The 18470-nt window shown below is 72.0% G+C and carries 14 protein-coding genes; 7 read left to right on the top strand and 7 right to left on the bottom strand.

Annotated features, from left to right (window positions below; all coding sequences use genetic code 11):
• Positions 1-80 precede the first annotated feature (80 nt).
• Positions 81-2006, top strand: coding sequence for a DNA helicase RecQ (recQ, locus tag QIS99_RS06330; RefSeq protein ID WP_282511273.1), 1926 nt, complete (start codon positions 81-83; stop codon positions 2004-2006).
• A 57-nt stretch (positions 2007-2063) separates the two neighbouring features.
• Here recQ and fahA read toward each other — a convergent pair whose 3' ends face one another.
• Positions 2064-3320, bottom strand: coding sequence for a fumarylacetoacetase (fahA, locus tag QIS99_RS06325; protein WP_282511271.1), 1257 nt, complete (start codon positions 3318-3320; stop codon positions 2064-2066).
• Positions 3321-3452: 132 nt separating this feature from the next.
• Here fahA and QIS99_RS06320 point away from each other — a divergent pair, with 132 nt between their 5' ends.
• Positions 3453-4268, top strand: a complete 816-nt coding sequence (locus QIS99_RS06320; protein ID WP_282511269.1) for an HAD family hydrolase — start codon at positions 3453-3455, stop codon at positions 4266-4268.
• 230 nt (positions 4269-4498) lie between these two features.
• Here QIS99_RS06320 and QIS99_RS06315 read toward each other — a convergent pair whose 3' ends face one another.
• Both QIS99_RS06315 and QIS99_RS06310 read right to left on the bottom strand, forming a co-directional pair.
• Entirely contained in the window at positions 4499-6697 is a 2199-nt protein-coding gene (locus QIS99_RS06315) for a CocE/NonD family hydrolase (protein WP_282511268.1), read from the bottom strand.
• A gap of 57 nt (positions 6698-6754) precedes the next feature.
• Entirely contained in the window at positions 6755-8257 is a 1503-nt protein-coding gene (locus QIS99_RS06310; RefSeq protein ID WP_282511267.1) for a peptide MFS transporter, read from the bottom strand.
• 368 nt (positions 8258-8625) lie between these two features.
• On the opposite strand from QIS99_RS06310, the gene QIS99_RS06305 reads away from it, so the two are divergent.
• From QIS99_RS06305 to QIS99_RS06290, 4 genes are all read left to right on the top strand, one after another.
• Positions 8626-9636 (top strand): polyprenyl synthetase family protein, encoded by a 1011-nt coding sequence (locus QIS99_RS06305; RefSeq protein ID WP_282511266.1) that lies wholly within the window; start codon positions 8626-8628, stop codon positions 9634-9636.
• A 406-nt stretch (positions 9637-10042) separates the two neighbouring features.
• Positions 10043-11302: a LolA family protein gene (locus QIS99_RS06300; RefSeq protein WP_282511265.1), complete on the top strand. Its 1260-nt coding sequence runs from the start codon at positions 10043-10045 to the stop codon at positions 11300-11302.
• 165 nt (positions 11303-11467) lie between these two features.
• On the top strand, positions 11468-12409 hold the full coding sequence (locus QIS99_RS06295) for an ABC transporter ATP-binding protein (protein WP_282511264.1): 942 nt from the start codon (positions 11468-11470) through the stop codon (positions 12407-12409).
• Positions 12396-13286: an ABC transporter permease gene (locus tag QIS99_RS06290; RefSeq protein ID WP_282511263.1), complete on the top strand. Its 891-nt coding sequence runs from the start codon at positions 12396-12398 to the stop codon at positions 13284-13286. Before QIS99_RS06295 ends, QIS99_RS06290 begins: the two co-directional genes overlap by 14 nt.
• 61 nt (positions 13287-13347) lie before the next feature.
• On the opposite strand, the gene QIS99_RS06285 is transcribed toward QIS99_RS06290, so the two are convergent.
• From QIS99_RS06285 to QIS99_RS06275, 3 genes are all read right to left on the bottom strand, one after another.
• A complete protein-coding gene (locus QIS99_RS06285; RefSeq protein WP_282511262.1) occupies positions 13348-14310 on the bottom strand; it encodes a M28 family metallopeptidase in 963 nt (320 codons plus the stop codon).
• A 211-nt stretch (positions 14311-14521) separates the two neighbouring features.
• Entirely contained in the window at positions 14522-14971 is a 450-nt protein-coding gene (locus QIS99_RS06280) for a VOC family protein (protein WP_282511261.1), read from the bottom strand.
• Positions 14972-15077: 106 nt separating this feature from the next.
• Positions 15078-16622 carry a hypothetical protein gene (locus QIS99_RS06275; protein ID WP_282511260.1) on the bottom strand — a complete coding sequence of 515 codons (1545 nt, stop codon included), beginning with the start codon at positions 16620-16622 and terminating at the stop codon, positions 15078-15080.
• A gap of 203 nt (positions 16623-16825) precedes the next feature.
• On the opposite strand from QIS99_RS06275, the gene QIS99_RS06270 reads away from it, so the two are divergent.
• The gene (locus tag QIS99_RS06270; protein WP_282511259.1) at positions 16826-17380 is read left to right on the top strand and encodes a CGNR zinc finger domain-containing protein; all 555 of its coding nucleotides are present in this window, start codon (positions 16826-16828) and stop codon (positions 17378-17380) included.
• An 11-nt stretch (positions 17381-17391) separates the two neighbouring features.
• Here QIS99_RS06270 and rarD read toward each other — a convergent pair whose 3' ends face one another.
• Positions 17392-18402 (bottom strand): EamA family transporter RarD, encoded by a 1011-nt coding sequence (rarD, locus tag QIS99_RS06265; RefSeq protein ID WP_282511258.1) that lies wholly within the window; start codon positions 18400-18402, stop codon positions 17392-17394.
• Between the last annotated feature and the right edge of the window lie 68 nt (positions 18403-18470).

The following is an 18470-nucleotide window of genomic DNA, read 5'->3' as shown; positions in this document are numbered from 1 at the left end:
TGGATAACTTTTCCGGACTGTCGGCGGGGCGGCCTATCGTGGCTGTCGTGGTCGAAGGACGGCGTACGGGGGGACAGACGATGAACGGGACCGTGGTGATGGACGTGGCCGGGGAACAAGGCCGGACCGAGACCGGCCTGGCCGGGGAAGAGACCCGAGCCGGTGTGACGCCGAGCGACGCCCTGAGCACGCTCCACCGCGTCTTCGGGTACGACAGCTTCCGCGGCGAGCAGGAGGCGGTCATCGAGCATGTCGTCGCCGGTGGGGACGCCGTCGTACTCATGCCCACGGGCGGCGGCAAGTCGCTCTGCTACCAGATCCCGGCCCTGGTCAGGCCCGGCACGGGCGTCGTGGTCTCGCCGCTGATCGCTCTGATGCAGGACCAGGTGGACGCGCTGCGGGCGCTCGGCGTGCGGGCCGGGTTCATCAACTCCACGCAGGACTTCGAGGAGCGCCGCCTGGTCGAGGCCGAGCTGCTGGCCGGCGAGCTCGACCTGCTGTATCTCGCGCCGGAGCGGCTGCGCCTGGACGCCACGCTCGACCTGATCGAGCGCGCCAAGATCTCCGTCTTCGCGATCGACGAGGCGCACTGCGTCGCCCAGTGGGGCCACGACTTCCGGCCCGACTACCTGTCGCTCTCGCTGCTCGGGCAGCGCTGGCCCGAGGTCCCCCGGATCGCGTTGACGGCCACGGCGACGCGGGCCACCCACCGCGAGATCACCGAACGCCTCGCCATGCCGCAGGCCCGCCACTTCGAGGCCAGCTTCGACCGGCCCAACATCCAGTACCGCGTCATCCCGAAGGACGAGCCGAAGAAGCAGCTGCTGCGCTTCCTGCGCGAGGAGCACCCCTCCGACGCAGGCATCGTCTACTGCCTCTCGCGCAACTCCGTGGAGAAGACCGCCGAATTCCTCTGCCGCAACGGCATCGAGGCGGTGCCGTACCACGCGGGGCTCGACGCCGGCACGCGCGCGGCGCACCAGGCCCGTTTCTTGCGCGAGGACGGCCTGGTGGTGGTGGCGACCATCGCCTTCGGCATGGGCATCGACAAGCCGGACGTCCGCTTCGTGGCCCACCTCGACCTGCCCAAGTCGGTGGAGGGGTACTACCAGGAGACGGGCCGCGCAGGCCGGGACGGACAGCCCTCCACGGCCTGGATGGCATACGGACTCAACGACGTGGTGCAGCAGCGCAAGCTCATCCAGTCCGGCGAGGGCGACGAGGCGTTCCGGCGCCGGGCGGCCGCGCACCTGGACTCGATGCTCGCGCTCTGCGAGACCGTCCAGTGCCGACGGGCCCAACTCCTCGCCTACTTCGGCCAGGAGCCGAACGGCCAGGGCTGCGGCAACTGCGACACATGCCTGACGGCGCCGGAGACCTGGGACGGCACGGTCGCGGCCCAGAAGGTGCTGTCGGCGGTCGTGCGCCTCGACCGGGAGCGGCGGCAGAAGTTCGGCGTGGGCCAGATCGTCGACATCCTGCTCGGCCGCAAGACCGCCAAGGTGATCCGCTTCGACCACGACCAGCTGTCGGTCTTCGGGATCGGGGAGGACCTGTCGGAGGCCGAATGGCGGAGCGTGGTACGGCAGTTGCTGGCCCAGGGGCTGCTCGCGGTGGAGGGGGAGTACAGCACGCTGGTGCTGACCGAGGGCAGCGGCGCCGTCCTCGGCAGACAGCGGGAGGTGCTGCTGCGCAAGGAGCCGAAGAAACTCGCCGCGCGTGGCTCGGCCGGCGGGGCCAAGGGCGAGCGGAAGAGCAAGGCCCCGGTCGACCTTCCGGAGGAGGCGCTGCCGCTCTTCGAGGCGCTGCGTGCCTGGCGGGCCGAGCAGGCCAGGGAGCAGGGAGTGCCCGCATATGTGATCTTCCACGACGCGACGCTGCGCGAGATCGCCCTGGCCCGGCCCGCCTCCGTGACGGAGCTGGCAGCCATCGGCGGAGTGGGCGAGAAGAAGCTGGCCACCTGGGGTGAGGGCGTGCTGGGAGTCCTGGAGGGCTTCGAGGGGTGAGCGCGCGGTGGGCCGGCCCGCCGGGTGGCGGTCCGGCCCACGGGATGCGAGGCGCGGTCAGTCCGTGGTGCGGGCCGGGGCGATGCGGCCGGTCACCTCGCCGAGGCCGACACGGCTGCCGTCAGGGCCGGGGGCCCAGGCGGTGAGGGTGATCTCGTCGCCGTCCTCCAGGAACGTCCGCTTGCCGGTGGGGAGTTCGAGGGGTTCGGCGCCGTTCCAGGTGAGCTCGATCAGGGAGCCCCGCTGGTGGGTCTCGGTGCCGCTGATGGTGCCGGAGCCGTAGAGGTCGCCGGTGCGCAGGGAGGCGCCGCCGACGGTCATATGGGTCAGCATCTGGGCGCCCGTCCAGTACATCGAGGCGAACGGCGGCTCGGAGATCACCTCGCCGTTGAGGGAGACGGTGATCCGCAGGTCGTAGCCGCCGGGCTCGTCCTCCGCGGAGTCGTCCAGGTACGGCAGCACGGCGACGTCGCGGGCGGGCGGGGCGACGCGGGCGTGGTCCAGGGCTTCGAGGGGGGTGATCCAGGCGGAGACGGAGGTGGCGAAGGACTTCGCGACGAACGGGCCGAGGGGGACGTACTCCCAGGGCTGGATGTCACGGGCGGACCAGTCGTTGAGCAGGCACAGGCCGAAGACGTGGTCACGGAAGGAGGACAGCGGGACGGCGCTGCCGAGCTCGGAGGGTGCGCCCACCACGAAGCCGACCTCGGCCTCGATGTCGAGCTTGGCGGAAGGGCCGAAGGACGGTTCGGCGGCGGAGGGGGCCTTGCGCTGGCCGCTGGGGCGGATCACCTCGGTGCCGGAGACCACGACGGTACCGGCCCGGCCGTGGTAACCGACCGGCAGATGCTTCCAGTTGGGCAGCAGCGGCTCGGAGTCGGGGCGGAAGAGGCGGCCGAGGTTCGTGGCGTGGTGCTCGCTGGCGTAGAAGTCGACGTAGTCGGCGACGTCGAACGGCAGGTGCAGGGTGACGTCCGCCAGGGGGTGGAAGAACGGGCGCACGGCCTCCTGGTGGGAGGGCACCGTCACCCAGGCCGTGAGCGCGCGGCGCACATCGCTCCAGGCCTGCGGGCCGGCCGCGAGCAGCGGGTTCAGTGTCGGCTTGCCGAGCAGTGAGGCGTACGGAGAGCCCAGGGCGTGCGCGGCGGCGCCGGCGTCGAGCACATGGGAGCCGAGGCGGACACCGACCCTGCGGTGCTCGCCGCTGTCCGGGGAGCCGGCAAGGGAGCCGGGGAGGGAGAAGACGCCGTACGGAAGGTTGTGCGGGCCGAAGGGGTCGCCTTCGGGGAGGTCGAGCGGGCTCTGCTCGGGCATGGGTCGCGTGCCTCACTTTCCTGCATCGGGTTGATCACACGTTACGTCGGAGGATGCCCATGGCGGCAGTGCATGAAGATAGGTCAACGTCGTCTTTTGTGTGGTTTGTTGGGGTCTCTCTATTGTGTGGCCATGCTCTCCGCACCCCCCTTCTCGCTGGTCGCCACCGACCTCGACGGCACCCTGTTGCGCCGTGGCGACACCGTCTCCGCGCGTTCGCGGGCCGCGCTCACGAGGGTTTCCGCGGCCAGTGCGCGGCACGTCGTGGTCACCGGGCGCCCGGCGCCCCAGGTCCGGCACCTGCTGATGGAGATCGACTACCGCGGGCTTGCCGTCTGCGGGCAGGGCGCGCAGGTCTTCGACGCGGGCGCGGGCCGCTTGGTGAGTGCGCTGACGCTGGACCGGGAGATCGCGGAGGTGGCGCTTGGGAAGATCGAGGCGGAGGTCGGCGAGGTCTTCGCGGCGGTCAACCAGGACGGCATGGACGGCCTGATGCTCATGGAGCCGGGGTACGAGCCGTCGCATCCGACGCTGCCCGCTGTCCGGGTCGGCCTGCGGGCGGCGCTGTGGGACGAGCCGATCAACAAGGTCCTGGTGCGCCATCCCTGGCTGGGCGACGACGAGTTGGTGCAGGTGGCGCGGGAGGTCACGGACGGTCTGGTGACGATGACGATGGCGGGGCCCGGGACGGTGGAGCTGCAGCCGCTCGGCGTGACGAAGGCGACCGGGCTGGCCCTGGCCGCCGAGATGTGGGGCGTCCCGGCGGCGGCCACGATCACGTTCGGGGACATGCCCAACGACCTACCGATGTTCCGCTGGTCCGGGCACGGGGTGGCGATGGCCAACGCCCACGAGGAGTTGAAGGCGGTGGCGGACGAGGTGACGTCGTCGAACGAGGAGGACGGGGTGGCGGTCGTTCTGGAGCGGCTGTTCGGGCAGGACGGCTGAGGAGCGGGGGCCCAGGAGTGTGGGGACCGGCGTCCCGGTGCTCCCCGCTGGTCCTGTGTTTGCCGCCGGTCCCGCGACCCCCGCTGTCCCCGGACCGGTCGCTCTCCCCGGCCTCTGCGGCCCTCTCGGCCTCCGTGGCTTCCCCGGCCTCGGCGGCTGCCGCGGCCTCCGTGGCTTCCCCGGCCTCCGTGGCCACCTCGGCTACCGCGGCCTCCCCGGCCCCCTCGGCCTCACCCCGCCGTTCGGGGGATGCGCTTCTCCCAGGTGCGGTGGAAGACGACCTCGTCGCCCTCGCGGCAGATCACCTCGTTGGACGTGAGGAAGTCGTCCGCGTCGCAGCTGATCGTGGAGTGGGTCTCGACCCTTGCGTCCCAGCCGAGTTCGGGCCGGTGCAGGCGGATCGACCAGTCGGAGTGGGTGCGGGCGCTCAGCGGGTCCCGCTCGTCGATCTCGTACGTCTCCAGGGCGTCCTCGCTGAACTCCAGGCCGTCCGGGTAGATCCGGGTGCCGCCGTAGCGAGGGTCGACCTCCAGGCGCCAGGTGCCGCGGGCGACATCGCGTACGACGAGGCGTTCCGGACGCGGCTCCTCCAGGGTCTCCGGCTGGACGACTCCGAGCGGCTCGGACTGCTCGGGCTGGTCGCAGACGTGCGGCGGTTCACTCAAGCCGCCCGTCCAGACGGGGAGTTCGAGGGAGCTGCCCGAGGGGTCGAGGGTGAAGCCGTCCTCGGAGCCGGGCTGCGGCCAGATCCACGGCCAGTACGCGGAGGAGACGGCGAGCCGGATCCGGTGGCCGGCGGGGAAGGCGTGCCCGATGCCGTTGAGCTCGAACGTCACGTCCTGCGTGGTGCCGGGCTGCCAGGGCTCGATCCGGTCCCGCCCGTGCCGCGCCGACAGGTTGAGCACCCCGCGGGTGACGAGCGTGGACGAGCCGTCCGGCGCCACGTCGCAGAGCCGCGCGACGGCCTGGCCGCGCGGGGTGTCGAGGGACAGCCGGAGGTTGACCCGTGCCCGGCCGAGGATTTCGAGCCGCTCGGGCACCTCGAACTCGAAGCACACCGACTTCGCGTCCTCGTCCCGCTGGTCGGGCGGCAGGTCGGCGTCGTTGCCGAAGGGAAAGAAGCGGCCCGCGTCGAGGCCGGTCTGCTGTGGCGAGCGAACCGGCCGCGGGTCACCGGCGAAGGTGTACGTCACGGGTGTGACCTGCGGCGACGGCCACTGCGCCGCGCCCACCCAGCGGCCCGGCAGCTCCTCGTACACCGTGGCCGGCGGATGCGACTCGCTGATCCAGGCCCGCAGCAACGGCTCGTCCATGACCCCACCGGAACCGCCCACCGCGCCGGAACCGGAACCGGAACCGGAACCGGAACTGCCCACTGCACCAGGCTCGGCCCCGGAACCGGAACCGGACCCGGAACCGCCCACCGCACCGGCCCCGGACCCAGAACCGGAACCGCCCACCGCACCGCCCGTCCCCGTCCCCGTCCCCGAAGGCTCAGGCGCCCCCTTGAGCCAGTGGTCCCACCACCGCAGCGTCTCCTGCAGGAACCCGATCGCGGGACCCGGCGGCAGGCCGCGGTCCGGGTACTGGTGGGACCAGGGGCCGATCAACCCCTTCGCCGGGCCCGGCAGGTGCTCGACGAGGCGCAGGACCGTGTCGCGGTACGGGTCGTGCCAGCCGCCGACGGCGAGGACGGCGGCCTTGACCGAGGAGTAGTCCTCACAGACGCTGCCGTGCTGCCAGTAGGCGTCGCGGGTCTGGTGGTGCAGCCAGGTGTGGATGAACGGATCCACCGACTCCAGGCGGCGCAGCCACATCGCGCGCCAGTCGTCGCCGACGAACTGAGGGTCCGGCGGGCGGGAGACGAAGGCCAGCATGGTCGAGGCCCAGGCGTGCATGTCGACGGCGAGGACGGAACCACCCATGTAGTGCACGTCGTTGTCGTAGCGGTCGTCCGTCGAGCAGACCGTGACGATGGCCTTCAGCGGCTCGGGCGCGAGGGCCGCGATCTGCAGGGAGTTGAAGCCGCCCCAGGAGATGCCGAACATGCCGACCTTGCCCGTGGACCAGGGCTGTGCGGCGAGCCATTCGACCACGGCGACGCCGTCGGCGAGCTCGGTCGCCGAGTACTCGTCGCCGGGCAGCCCCTCCGAGTTGCCGTGCCCGCGCACGTCCACGCGCACGGACGCGTAGCCGTGGCCCGCGTACCAGGGGTGCCGCTGCCAGTCGCGCGGCGCGGTCCAGTCACTGAGGCGGTACGGCAGGTACTCAAGGAGCACGGGTACGGGCTCGTCGGTGACCGGCCGCCACACGCGTGCGTACAGCCAAGTCTCTCCCTCACTGCCAATAGCGTGGGCGGTACCCCCAGGCAACGGGATGCGGATGTCCTCGCGGATGGTCTCGTACGGGAACTCTGTGCGGATCTGCATGGCGGATCAACCTCGGGGGCGAGCCCCTCACAGGGCTCGGAACAGGGCTCGAAGGGCTCAGTGGACGGGGTGCATGGTGCGCCGCAGCCAGGGCGCGGCGGCGATGACGGCGATGCCGACGACCACGGCGACGGCGCCGTTGAGGCCGAAGTACACGGGGTTCGAGACCTCCCCGTAGACCTTCACGACCTGCGCCTGGATGCCGTTGGCGAGGGCCAGGGAGAGGAACCAGAGGGCCATGGTCTGGCTGGCGAAGGCCTTGGGGGCGAGCTTGGTGGTGGCCGACATCCCGGAGGTCTCCAGAAGGATGTCGCCGAGGCCGAGCAGCAGGTAGGAGCCGACGATCCACCAGGCGGCCATCCTGTACGTGTCGTCCTCGTGGCCGGAGGTGGGCAGCACCATCAGGAGGAACGAGAGGCCGCCGAGGATCACGCCGAAGGCGATCTTGTTGGAGGCGTGCGGCTGCTTGTGGCCCATCCGCGCCCAGGCCGCCGCGACGACGGGCGCGAGCGCCACCTCGAAGGCGCCGAGGGCGGAGGCGTACCAGCCGGCCGGGAAGTGGAAGCCGAGGATCTCGGTGCGGGCGTTGGTCGACGCGAGCAGCATCATCGTCGAGTACGCCTGGAAAAGGATGAAGTTGAACGCCACCGAGGCGAGGAACAGCACGATGTACGGGCGGAGTCGGCCGCGTTCCTCGGTGGTGACCCGGGGGCTGCGGAACATCCATACGAAGTAGACGACCGGCGCGATCACCGAGATCAGCGTGAGCAGGTCGACGAAGCGCTCCATGGTGAGCCAGCCGACGGCCGAGAGGACGCCCCCGAGCAGCGCGAAGCCGGCCAGGCCGACCACGATGAGAAGCACCGCGCGCCGCATCGCCTGCGGCGGAAGGGCATACTCCGCGGCGGCCCTGCGCCCGGCGAGATGGCGGCGGCCGGCCACGTACTGGATCAGGCCGAGCGTCATGCCGATCGCGGCGGCGGAGAAGCCCCAGTGCCAGCCCTGGTGCTCGCCGAGCCAGCCGGTGATCAGCGGGCCGAGGAAGGCGCCGATGTTGATGCCCATGTAGTAGAGGGCGAAGCCGGCGTCGCGGCGGTCGTCCTCGGTGCCGTACAGCTTGCCGACCATGCTGGCGACGTTGGGCTTGAGCAGGCCCGTGCCGGCGCTGATCAGGCCGAGCCCGACCCAGGTCATGGTGGCGGTGGGCACGGCCATGGAGTAGTGGCCGCAGGCGATGAGGATGCCACCCCACAGGACCGCGCGGTACGAGCCGAGGATCCGGTCGGCGAGCCAGCCGCCGGCGACCGAGACGAGATAGACGAGCGTGCCGTACGCGGCGGAGACGGAGGCGGCCGTTCCGGGGTCCATGCCGAGGCCCTCGTCGGCCACGGAGTCGGCGAAGTACAGGACGAGGATGGCCTGCATGCCGAGGAACGAGAACCGCTCCCAGACTTCGAGGCCGGAGAGGGTGAGCAGGCCGCGCGGCTGCCCGAAGAAGGCCCGGTCGTCGCCGGGCTGCGGTTCGGTGTCCGCGGTCCGTTGCGGCGGGTTGGGGGACAAGGCGCGAACTCCGTGGGTAGGGGGCGTCGGACACGGGCAGGGCAACGGAAAATGGCCAGTGGCCGAAAATCACTGAACTGCTTGATCACGAACATACCTTCGCCCGGTCTGCGCCGCGTACCCGGACCGTGACCGGGTGTGACGCACAGGGTGGCTGGGACGGGTCCGGGGAAGTGCGGGGATCGCGTGCTGGTCGGGCGGGGGCCCGCAGTGATCGAAACGCGACCGGATACGCTGACTTGAGTGATGGCAGCGACACATCGGCAAACTGTGTCACCGAGCGTGTGATCGACCGTGCATCGATCGTGCACCGACTGTGGATCGACCGTGGATCGACTTGTGATCGTCAGCAGACAGGAGAACCCCTCGTGACCGTCGTCGGGCCGTTCGGGCTGAGCGTGCGGGACCAGGCTCTGGAAGCCGATGTCCAGGCCGGATTGGCTGCTGTCGAGGAAGGTCTCATCGAGGCCACCAAGAGCGAGGTCCCGTTCATCACGGAGGCCGCGCAGCACCTGGTGCGGGCGGGCGGCAAGCGGTTCCGGCCGCTGCTCGGCATGCTCGCCGCCCAGTTCGGTGACCCGTACGCACCCGGCGTGGTGCCGTCCGCGGTGGTCGTGGAGCTCACGCACCTCGCGACGCTCTACCACGACGACGTGATGGACGAGGCGGACGTGCGCCGCGGCGTGGCCAGCGCCAACGCCCGCTGGGGCAACTCGGTTGCGGTCCTCACCGGGGACTTCCTGTTCGCCCGCGCCTCGCACATCCTCGCCGACCTCGGCCCCGAGGCCGTCCGGATCCAGGCCGAGGCCTTCGAGCGCCTGGTCACCGGCCAGATCCTGGAGACCGCGGGCCCGCGCGACGGCCGTGACCCGGTCGAGCACTACCTCGACGTGATCAGCGGCAAGACCGGCTCCCTGATCGCGGTCGCGGGCCGCTTCGGCGCGATGATGTCGGGCGCCGACGAGACGGTCGTGGACGTCCTGACGCAGTACGGCGAACGCCTCGGCACCGCCTTCCAACTGGCGGACGACGTGCTCGACATCGCCTCCGACGCGCACGAGTCCGGCAAGACCCCCGGCACCGACCTGCGCGAGGGCATCCCCACGCTGCCGGTGCTGCACCTGCGCGCCCAGGCCGCCCGGGACGGCGCGGCCGAGGACGTCGCGCTGTGCCGGCTGCTCGACGGCGACCTCACGGACGACGCCCGGCACGCCGAGGCGCTGGCCGGACTGCGCGCCCACCCGGCCCTGGAGCAGGCCCGCCGGGACACGATCCGGTACGCGGAGGACGCGCGCGCGACGCTCGCCCCGCTCCCGGAGTGCGGCGCGAAGGCGGCCCTGGTGGAGCTGTGCGACGCGGTGGTGCACCGCGCGGGCTGAGGCTTGAACGCGGTGGTGCACCGCGCGGGCTGAGGCTTGAACGCGGTGGTGCACCGCGCGGGCCGAGGCTTGAACGCGGTGGTGCACCGCGCGGGCCGAGGCTTGAACGAGGTGACGCACGGACCGGGCTGCCGAGGCCGACGAACCTTCCTTCGACGGCGGCGCTTCCCCTACGGGACGGGGGAGGCGCCGCCGTCGTATGTCATCCCCTGGGCGTACATCAGGTTGCATCCCGGGGCTGACGCTTCCGGCCGGGCGATTTGGTCGTATAGAGGTGCACGAGGTCGACGTAGAGGCGCGAACTCGACGACACAGCACCACTCCTGACCAATTCGGGTGAGAATGGCGGCGCGGGGTGGACGAGTGCAGAGGGAAGACCGCCGCCGAACACGGAGGTAGGGCACACATGGCACCGTACGAATCGGCACAGCGCACCGAGGGGGACGAGGACAGGTCCGCGGGCCGTCGCAGGGTGACGCGTTATGCGGTTCCGGTCGCGGTGGCCGGCGTCGCGGCGTTGACCATCGGGCTCGTCCCGGCGCTCGCGGACTCCGGCGACCCGGATCTGCCGAAGATCAGTGCGCAGCAACTCATCGAGAAGATCGCGGCGTCGGACCAGCAGCAGCTCTCCGGCCAGATGAAGATCAGCACCGACCTCGGCCTGCCGTCGCTCGCCGGCGCGGCCGCCTCGTTCGCGCCCAAGGGTGTTGACGGGGAGGGCGGTTCGGCCGCGGCGCCGGACGAGAAGCTGATGGAGCTGGTGTCCGGCACGCACACGCTGCGCGTCGCCGCCGACGGTCCGGACAAGCAGAAGCTGTCGATCCTGGACGACGCGGCGGAGTACAGCATCATCCGCAACGGCTCCGACGTGTGGGCGTACGACAGCAAGTCGGACGAGGCCTTCCACGCCGAGGACGGGCACGCGGGCAAGGACGGGCACGCGGGCAAGGGCGAGAAGCCCGAGGGCAAGGCTCCGGAGGGCATGCCGACCACGCCGAAGGAGCTCGCCGACGAGGTCCTGAAGGCGGCCGACGAGACCACCTCCGTGACGGTCGACGGCACGGCGAGCGTCGCCGGACGGGACGCGTACCAGCTGCTCGTCGAGCCCAAGGGCCCCGGTTCCACGGTCGGTTCGATCCGGATCGCGGTGGACGCGGAGAACGGCGTGCCGCTGAAGTTCACGCTCAGCCCGAGCAGCGGCGGCAAGCCGGTGGTCGACGCCGGGTTCACCAAGGTCGACTTCGCGAAGCCGGCCGCGTCCACCTTCGAGTTCAAGCCCGGCAAGGGCACGAAGGTCACGGAGGCGGACGAGCTGGAGAAGCAGGCGCCCAAGGGCCCGAAGGGCGACGCGCTCCCGTTCGGCGGCAAGCTCCACAAGGACGGCAAGAACGCCGAGGGTGTGAAGGTGATCGGCGAGGGCTGGAGCTCCGTCGCCGTCATCGACACCGGCGCGAAGGACGGCGTGCCGTCCTCGAAGTCGGGTGAACTCCCGCCCGAGGCAGGGCAGTTGCTCGACTCCTTCGGCGACAAGGTGACCGGGAAGTTCGGCTCCGGCACGGTCTTCTCCACCCGCCTGGTCAACGCGCTGATGACGGACGACGGCAAGGTCTACGTCGGCGCCGTGGACAAGGCGACGCTGCTGAAGGCGGCCAACTCGCAGCAGTAGCAGTAGCAGTAGCAGTAGCAGTAGCAGTAGCAGTAGCAGTAGCACCGGCACCGGCACCGGCACCGGCACCCGCAAGGTTCCGCCCCCGTGGGCCACCGGGTCCACGGGGGACGGAACGCGCCGCAGGCGGTACGGGAGAGGAAGCGGAGGGGAAGGAGGAGAGGCATGGACGACGCGGCCGTGGAGACCCGGGGGCTGACCAAGCGCTTCCGCGGCGGCCAACTGGCCGTGGACCACCTGGACCTCGCCGTCCCGGCCGGCGCCGTCTTCGGCTTCCTCGGGCCCAACGGCTCCGGGAAGACCACCACCATCCGCATGCTGATGGGCCTGATCGAGCCGACCTCCGGCACGGCGCACGTCCTCGGCCGACGCATGCCCCGGGCCGCGCGGACCGTCCTCCCGCACGTCGGCGCGCTCATCGAGGGCCCCGCCCCGTACGGCTTCCGCACCGGCCGGGACAACCTGCTGCGGTACGACGCGGCCGACCCGACCGCCGACCCGCGCACCCGCGCCGCCCGCGTCGACGCCGCCCTGGAGCGGGTCGGCCTGGGCGCGGCGGCGGGGAAGAAGGCCAAGGCGTACTCGCTCGGCATGAAACAGCGGCTCGGTCTGGCGGCCGCGCTGCTCAGGCCGCGACGGCTGCTCGTACTCGACGAGCCGACCAACGGCCTCGACCCGCAGGGGATGCGCGAGATCAGAGCGCTGATCCGGGAGTTGGCACAGGACGGCAGCACCGTCTTCCTCTCCTCGCACCTGCTCGACGAGATCGAGCAGGTCTGCACGCACGCCGCCGTGATGGCCCGCGGGCGGCTGGTCGTCCAGGGCCCGGTCGCGGAGCTGGCGGCCCGCGCGCAGGGGCGCATCGCGGTCACCACACCGGACCCGGGCGATGCGGCGCGGGTCCTGAAGGAGTACGGGGTCACGGACCTGACGGTCGCCGAGGACCGGGTCACGGGCGAGCCGCCGCCCGGCGACCGGGACCCGGCGGAGCTGACCGCGGCCCTCGTGCACGCGGGCGTCCGCGTCCGCGCGTTCGGGCTCGAACGGGGCACTCTGGAGGACGCGTTCGTGGCGCTGACGGGGGAGGGATTCGATGTCACAGGGTGACATCACGTTCGCAGGGCCACCGGGAGCGCGCGCCGCCGCGACGCTCGGCCTCCTCCGCTCCGAGCTGGGCCTCACCTTCCGCCGCCTGCGCACCCTCGTCCTGCTCGGCGTGCTCGCGGCCGTGCCCGTACTGATCGGCGTCGTCGTGCGGATCGAGACGGGGGACGGCTCACCGGCCGGAGGACCCGGGGCGGCGGGCGGGGGCGGTCCGGCGTTCATGGCGCAGATCAGCAACAACGGCCTGTTCCTGGTGTTCACCGCGCTCGCGGCGACCCTGCCGTTCTTCCTGCCGCTGACGGTCGGCGTCGTCGCGGGGGACGCGGTCGCGGGCGAGGCGAGCGCCGGCACGCTGCGCTATCTGCTGGTCGCGCCCGTCGGCCGGACACGGCTGCTGCTCGTCAAGTACGCGTCCACGCTGGCGTTCTGCCTCGCCGCGACCCTCACGGTGGCGGTGTCGGGCCTGGTCACGGGGGCGCTGCTGTTCCCGGCAGGGGAGCTCACCACGATCTCCGGCACGACGATCGAATACTCCGAGGGCTTGTGGCGGGCGCTGCTGATCGCGCTGGCCGTCGCGGCGTCACTGGCCGGCTTCGCCGCGCTCGGGCTGTTCGTGTCCACCCTGACCAACAGCGGGATCGCGGCCATGGCCGGCGCCGTGGGACTGCTCGTCACGGTGCAGATCCTGAACACGATCCCGCAGTTGGACGCGGTGCATCCGTACCTCTTCTCGTACCACTGGCTGTCCTTCGCCGACCTGATGCGCGAACCGGTCCTCTGGGACAACCTGTACGCCAACCTCCGACTCCAGGGTTTCTACGCCCTGTTGTTCGGCTCGGCGGCCTGGGCCCGGTTCGCGGGCAGGGACATCAGCGCGTGAGCGAGGCGCGGGCGCGTGAGCGAGGCGCGGGCGGGTGCCGAGGTCATGGCGGGTGCCGAGGTCATGACGACAGCTCCCAGATCGCGTGCGCGATGGCGTCGCTGTTGCGGTCGAGGGCGGTCTCGTCGATGTTCTCGGTCGTGTCGCAGGCCGAGTGGTAGCAGCGGTCGAAGGGCTCGCCCGCCGTGCCGCCCCACTTCTGCGCCTGCTCGCCCGACATGGTGTTCCCGGCCCCGGTGAACAGGCCGCCCACCGGTATCCCGGCGTCCAGGAACGAGGCGTGGTCCGAGCGGCCGTCGCCCTCGGTCTCGATCTCCGTGGGTACGCCGAGACCGGCGAAGTAGTCCTTGAAGACCTTCTCGATGGCCGGGTCGTCGTCGTACACGAAGTAGCCCGGGTTCGGCGAGCCGATCATGTCGAAGTTGAGGTAGCCGCTGATCTTTGAACGGTCCGTCTGGGACAGCGAGTTGACGTAGGTGCGGGAGCCGGCCAGGCCCCGCTCCTCGGCGCCCCACCACGCGAAGCGCAGATGCTTCGCGGGCGCCAGCTGTTCGCGGGAGACGGCGAGCGCGGTCTCCAGCACGGCGGCGGAGCCCGAGCCGTTGTCGTTGATGCCGGGCCCGGAGGCGACGCTGTCGAGGTGGGCGCCGGCCATCAGGACCTGGTTCTCGTCGCCGCCGGGCCAGTCGGCGACCAGGTTGTAGCCGGTGGCGCCGCCGGAGGTGAACTCCTTGACGGAGGTGGTGAATCCGGCGGCGTCCAGCTTGCCCTTGAGGTAGTCGATGGACGCCTTGTAGCCGGGCCGGCCGTGGGCGCGGTTGCCGCCGTTGGCCTCGGCGATCGACTGGAGCTCGCCGAGGTGCGCCTGGACGTCGGCGACGGGTATGTCGGGCGCCGCGGCGGCCGCGGGCTGCTCGGGCGTGGGCGCCGCGGTGGCCGCGGGCATCACGAGCAGGCCCGAGGTGACGAGCGCGGCGGTGGTGAGGGTGAGGAGGGAGGTGCGTATCGGGGCGGAGAGCTTCATGTGGGGGGCTCCGAGGTCCGTACGGGAACAGAGGGGCGTACGAGACACGCGGGGCGCGCGGGGCGCAGGGTGCTGGTGGCGCACGCGCGCAGCGCGTGGTGCGTGCGCCCTGATGGTGGGCGCACTTTGACGCGACGTCAAGAGCGCATGCCGGTCCGTCTGTTCCGTATACCGGGCGTCGGCCTCTGAGCAGAGGCGTTCTCAACTCCCGTCAGGCCACGCAGAATTCATTGCCCTCCGGGTCCTGCATGATCACCCAGCTGCCGCCCGGCTCGTCCACCGCGCGCACCACGCGCGCGCCGAGCCCTTCGAGGCGCGCCACCTCGTCCGCGCGCTGCTCGGCGCCGACGTGCAGGTCGAGGTGGACCCGGTTCTTGCCGGTCTTCGGCTCCGGCACCTCGTTGAACAGCAGCCGCCGCCCGAGCCCCGCGCCGCTCGACTCGTCGTACGGGTCGTCCGGGTGCCGTGCCGCCGCGGCCCCGCGCCACGCGTGCCGGCCGTGGTGCTCGGTGACCAGCTCGGCGGGCACGGCGCCGGCGCCGAGGAGCTGCTCGATCAGCGCACTGTTGTCCTCGACCGAGTAACCGAGCGCGGCCGCCCAGAAGTCGGCCTGCGCATGCGGGTCGGCGGAGTCGACGACGATTTTCCACTGGAGAGGCATGTAACCGGTTATAGCGGTTACATGGAGCGGGCGGCAAGGCGACGCCCGGTAAGGCGACGCCCGACAAGGATGACGCCCGGCAAGGACGGCGCCCGTCGCCCACGAGTCACCGGGGAATCGCCACTCGCCAGCCTGCGTTGTACGTACCGGGCACCGGGATCACCCGCAACTCGCCCGGCGTGGACGGCGGTTCGGCGCGGCGCAGCACCCACGCGTCCGGCGGCCGCCCCGGACGCTGCGCCGCGGGGAAGCAGCCCGCCGTGTACGCCACGGGGATCACCATGCTGTTGCCGTCCAGGACGCAGCCCCGGCCGACGCCCGCCTCGCGCAGCACGGCGGTGATCCGGTGCCAGTCGGCGCGGGCCTCGGCCTGGATGTCCGCATGCCCGTGCGCCACGGCCAGCTGCACGGCGAGCTGCCCGGCGAGGACGAGGCCCAGCAGCCCGACGGCGACCCGCCCGTGCCGTCGCGCCGCACCCCACAGGGCCCGCACGGCGAGCGCGGCGGGCAGGGCGAGCAGCGCGTACGGGGTGAGCAGGAAGCGGGCGGCGGAGTAGTCGAGCAGGAAGAGGTACGTGACGGAGGCGGACCCGGCGACGAGGACCGGCAGCACCACGGCCGCGACGGGCAAGGCGTCCGGGCCACCGCGGTCCGGGCCACCGCGGTCCGGGTCACCGGGGTTCGGCGCGGCGCGGTCCGGAGCACCGCGGTCCGGCCCGCGCAGGACGAGCCACACCCCCGCGGCCACCAGGACCGGCAGGGCGTACCACCACAGAGCCGTCGGCAGGTTCGGGGCCGCGGGCGCGCAGGGGCGGCAGAGCAGCGGGCCGTCGAGGGCGTTGAGCACGGCGGGCAGGTTGAACTGCAGTCGCACACCGCCCTGTTGGTCGGTGGCCAGGGCTAGCCGCTCACGTACGCCGCCGAACCGCAGCTCGGACTCCACCAGCCATGGCACACCGCCTGCCAGGACACCGGCCGTCAGCGCGGCGAGCGGAGCCGCCCGCCGCCACGGCCGGTGGGCCAGCGCGGCGAGGACCAGCGGCGCGGCGATCCAGGCCGCGTCGTTGGGCCGCGTCAGCGTGGCCAGCCCGAGGCCGCAGGCGAGCCCGGCCGAGGCCCGCAGCGGTTCCCCGCGCCTGGCCCAGGTGCCGGGGTGGCGCAGGAACCAGCCGACCCCCGCCGTCGCCCCCATCGCCGTGTAGTGGTTGGGCATCGCGGAACCGGCGTAGAACAGCGTGAACCAGAGGCTGGCGTACCCGGCCGCGGCGAGCGGCACGACGGAGGGCCGCGCGCGCAGTACCCGCAGCCAGGGCACGTACCCGGCGTACAGCGCGACCCCCGCGAGCAGGCCCAGCCACGCCCGCAGCAGCACCACGTCGTCCGACCAGAGCGCGACCGGCGCCATCAGCACGGGCACGCCCCGGGTGCGCGGCGCCTCGAAGGGGACGTCGAGGCCCTGGGCGTACGAGGCGAAGCGGCCGGCGTAGACGATCTCGTCCCAGCCGAGCGGCAGGCTCAGCGGGACGAGCAGCGCGGGCAGCACCACGAAGGCGGCGCATACCGCGAGCAGCGCGCGGTGGGCGCGTTGTGCGGGTTGAGCGGTTTGTGCGGGTTGACGGGCCGTCGGGACCGAGATGCGCGGAGGCGGCATCGCCACACGGTACTGAAGGTTTCATACCGTTTTGGGGCGACTTGTCCGTGCGAAGCAAAGGCGACTTGTCCGTGCGAAGCAGAGGTGACTTCTCCGTGCGGCGCGGAGGTGGCTTCTCCGTGCGAGCAGGGGTGGCTTGTTCGTGGGAGGCGCGAGAGAGGCGGGCCGTCGCCGCACGGCTCGTAACCGCATACGCTGGTTACATGACGTACGGCCTTCCCTTCCCCTTCGACCCCGGCGCCCTGTGCCTGGAGCTGCTGCCGACCGGAGGCTCGGTGCGCTACCCGCAGTTCGAGTCGCTGCACAACCCGGCCGATCTGCGCGCCTGGGCCGCGGAGAGCAGGCTCGGGCCCGGCCTGGAAATCACGGTCGAGGAGCGGGAGTTGGCTGCCGCGCACGCCCTGCGCGCCGCGCTGTGGTCGCTGGCCGGGGCGCGGGCGCGCGAGACCGCGTTCGCTCCCGAGCCGCTGGCCGTGGTGAACACCGCCGCGGCCGCGCCGCCGCTGACCTCCCGCCTGCTGCCGGACGGCACGCGCGCGTGGAGCGCGGGCGCCACGGCGAGCGCGCTGCTCTCGACGGTCGCGCGCGACGCGATCGACCTGTTCACGGGCCCGTACGCGGACCGCATCCGGGTCTGCGGCGCCGACAGCTGCGCCCTGCTCTTCGTGGACACCTCACGCGCGGGCCGCCGCCGCTGGTGCTCGATGGAACGCTGCGGCAACCGCAACAAGGTCCGCACGCACCGCGCGAGAAAATAGCCCCTCCGGCGTCAGAGCGTCGCCCTGGAGGACGGCAGCTCGGTCGCCTCCGCCGCGTCCGGAGCCTTCGCCGCGCCCGCCGCCTTCGCCGCGTCCCCCTCCTTCGCCGCGTCCGGCGCCACCGCCACCGCCACCGCCCGCTCCGCGGCCAGCCGAACCGCCTCCGCCCGTGTCCGGCGGGCATTGCGCAGCGCGTCCCACGTGAGCAGCGAGAGCGCCAGCCACACCAGGGCGAAGCCCGCCCACCGCTCGGGCGGCATGGCCTCGTGGAAGTACGCGATGCCGAGCACGAACTGGAAGACCGGCGCCAGGTACTGCAGCAGCCCGAGCGTGGACAGCGGCACGCGGATCGCCGCGGCCCCGAAGAGGATCAGTGGGATCGCGGTCACCAGGCCGGTCGCCGCGAGCAGCGAGGCGTGCCCGACGCCGTGCGGCCCGAAGTGGGACTCGCCCTGGGCGCCGAGCCAGACCAGATAGCCGAGCGCGGGCAGGAACTGGATGGCCGTCTCCGCGGCGAGCGATTCGAGCCCGCCGAGGTTGACCTTCTTCTTGACCAGTCCGTACGTCGCGAACGAGAAGGCGAGGGTGAGCGAAATCCACGGCGGCTGCCCGTACCCGACGGCAAGGACGAGCACCGCCGCCGCGCCCACGCCGACCGCCGTCCACTGCAGCGGACGCAGCCGTTCCTTCAGGAGCAGCACGCCCATCGCGATGGTGACGAGCGGGTTGATGAAGTAGCCCAGCGAGGCCTCGACGACGTGCCCGGAGTTCACCGACCAGATGTAGATGCCCCAGTTGACGGTGATCACGGCCGCCGCGATCGTCACGAGCCCCAGCCGGCGCGGCTGCTTGAGGAGTTCGCCCGCCCACGCCCAGCGCCGCACCACGAGCAGCACCAGCGCCACGAGCACCAGGGACCACACCATCCGGTGGGCCAGGATCTCGCCGGCGCCGGCCGGTTTGAGGAGCGGCCAGAAGAGGGGGACGAGGCCCCAGAGCCCGTAGGCGGCAAAGCCGCTCATCAGTCCTGCGCGACCCTCACCGGACGGCTTCAAGGCCCCTCCACTCTGCTCCGCGCGACGGCACTCTC

It is taken from the genome of Streptomyces solicavernae (genome assembly GCF_029968095.1).
In the GTDB taxonomy this organism is placed as follows: Bacteria; Actinomycetota; Actinomycetes; order Streptomycetales; family Streptomycetaceae; genus Streptomyces; species Streptomyces solicavernae.
The sequence above is the reverse complement of the archived record's forward strand: the minus strand, read 5'-3'. Positions and strand labels throughout refer to the sequence as shown.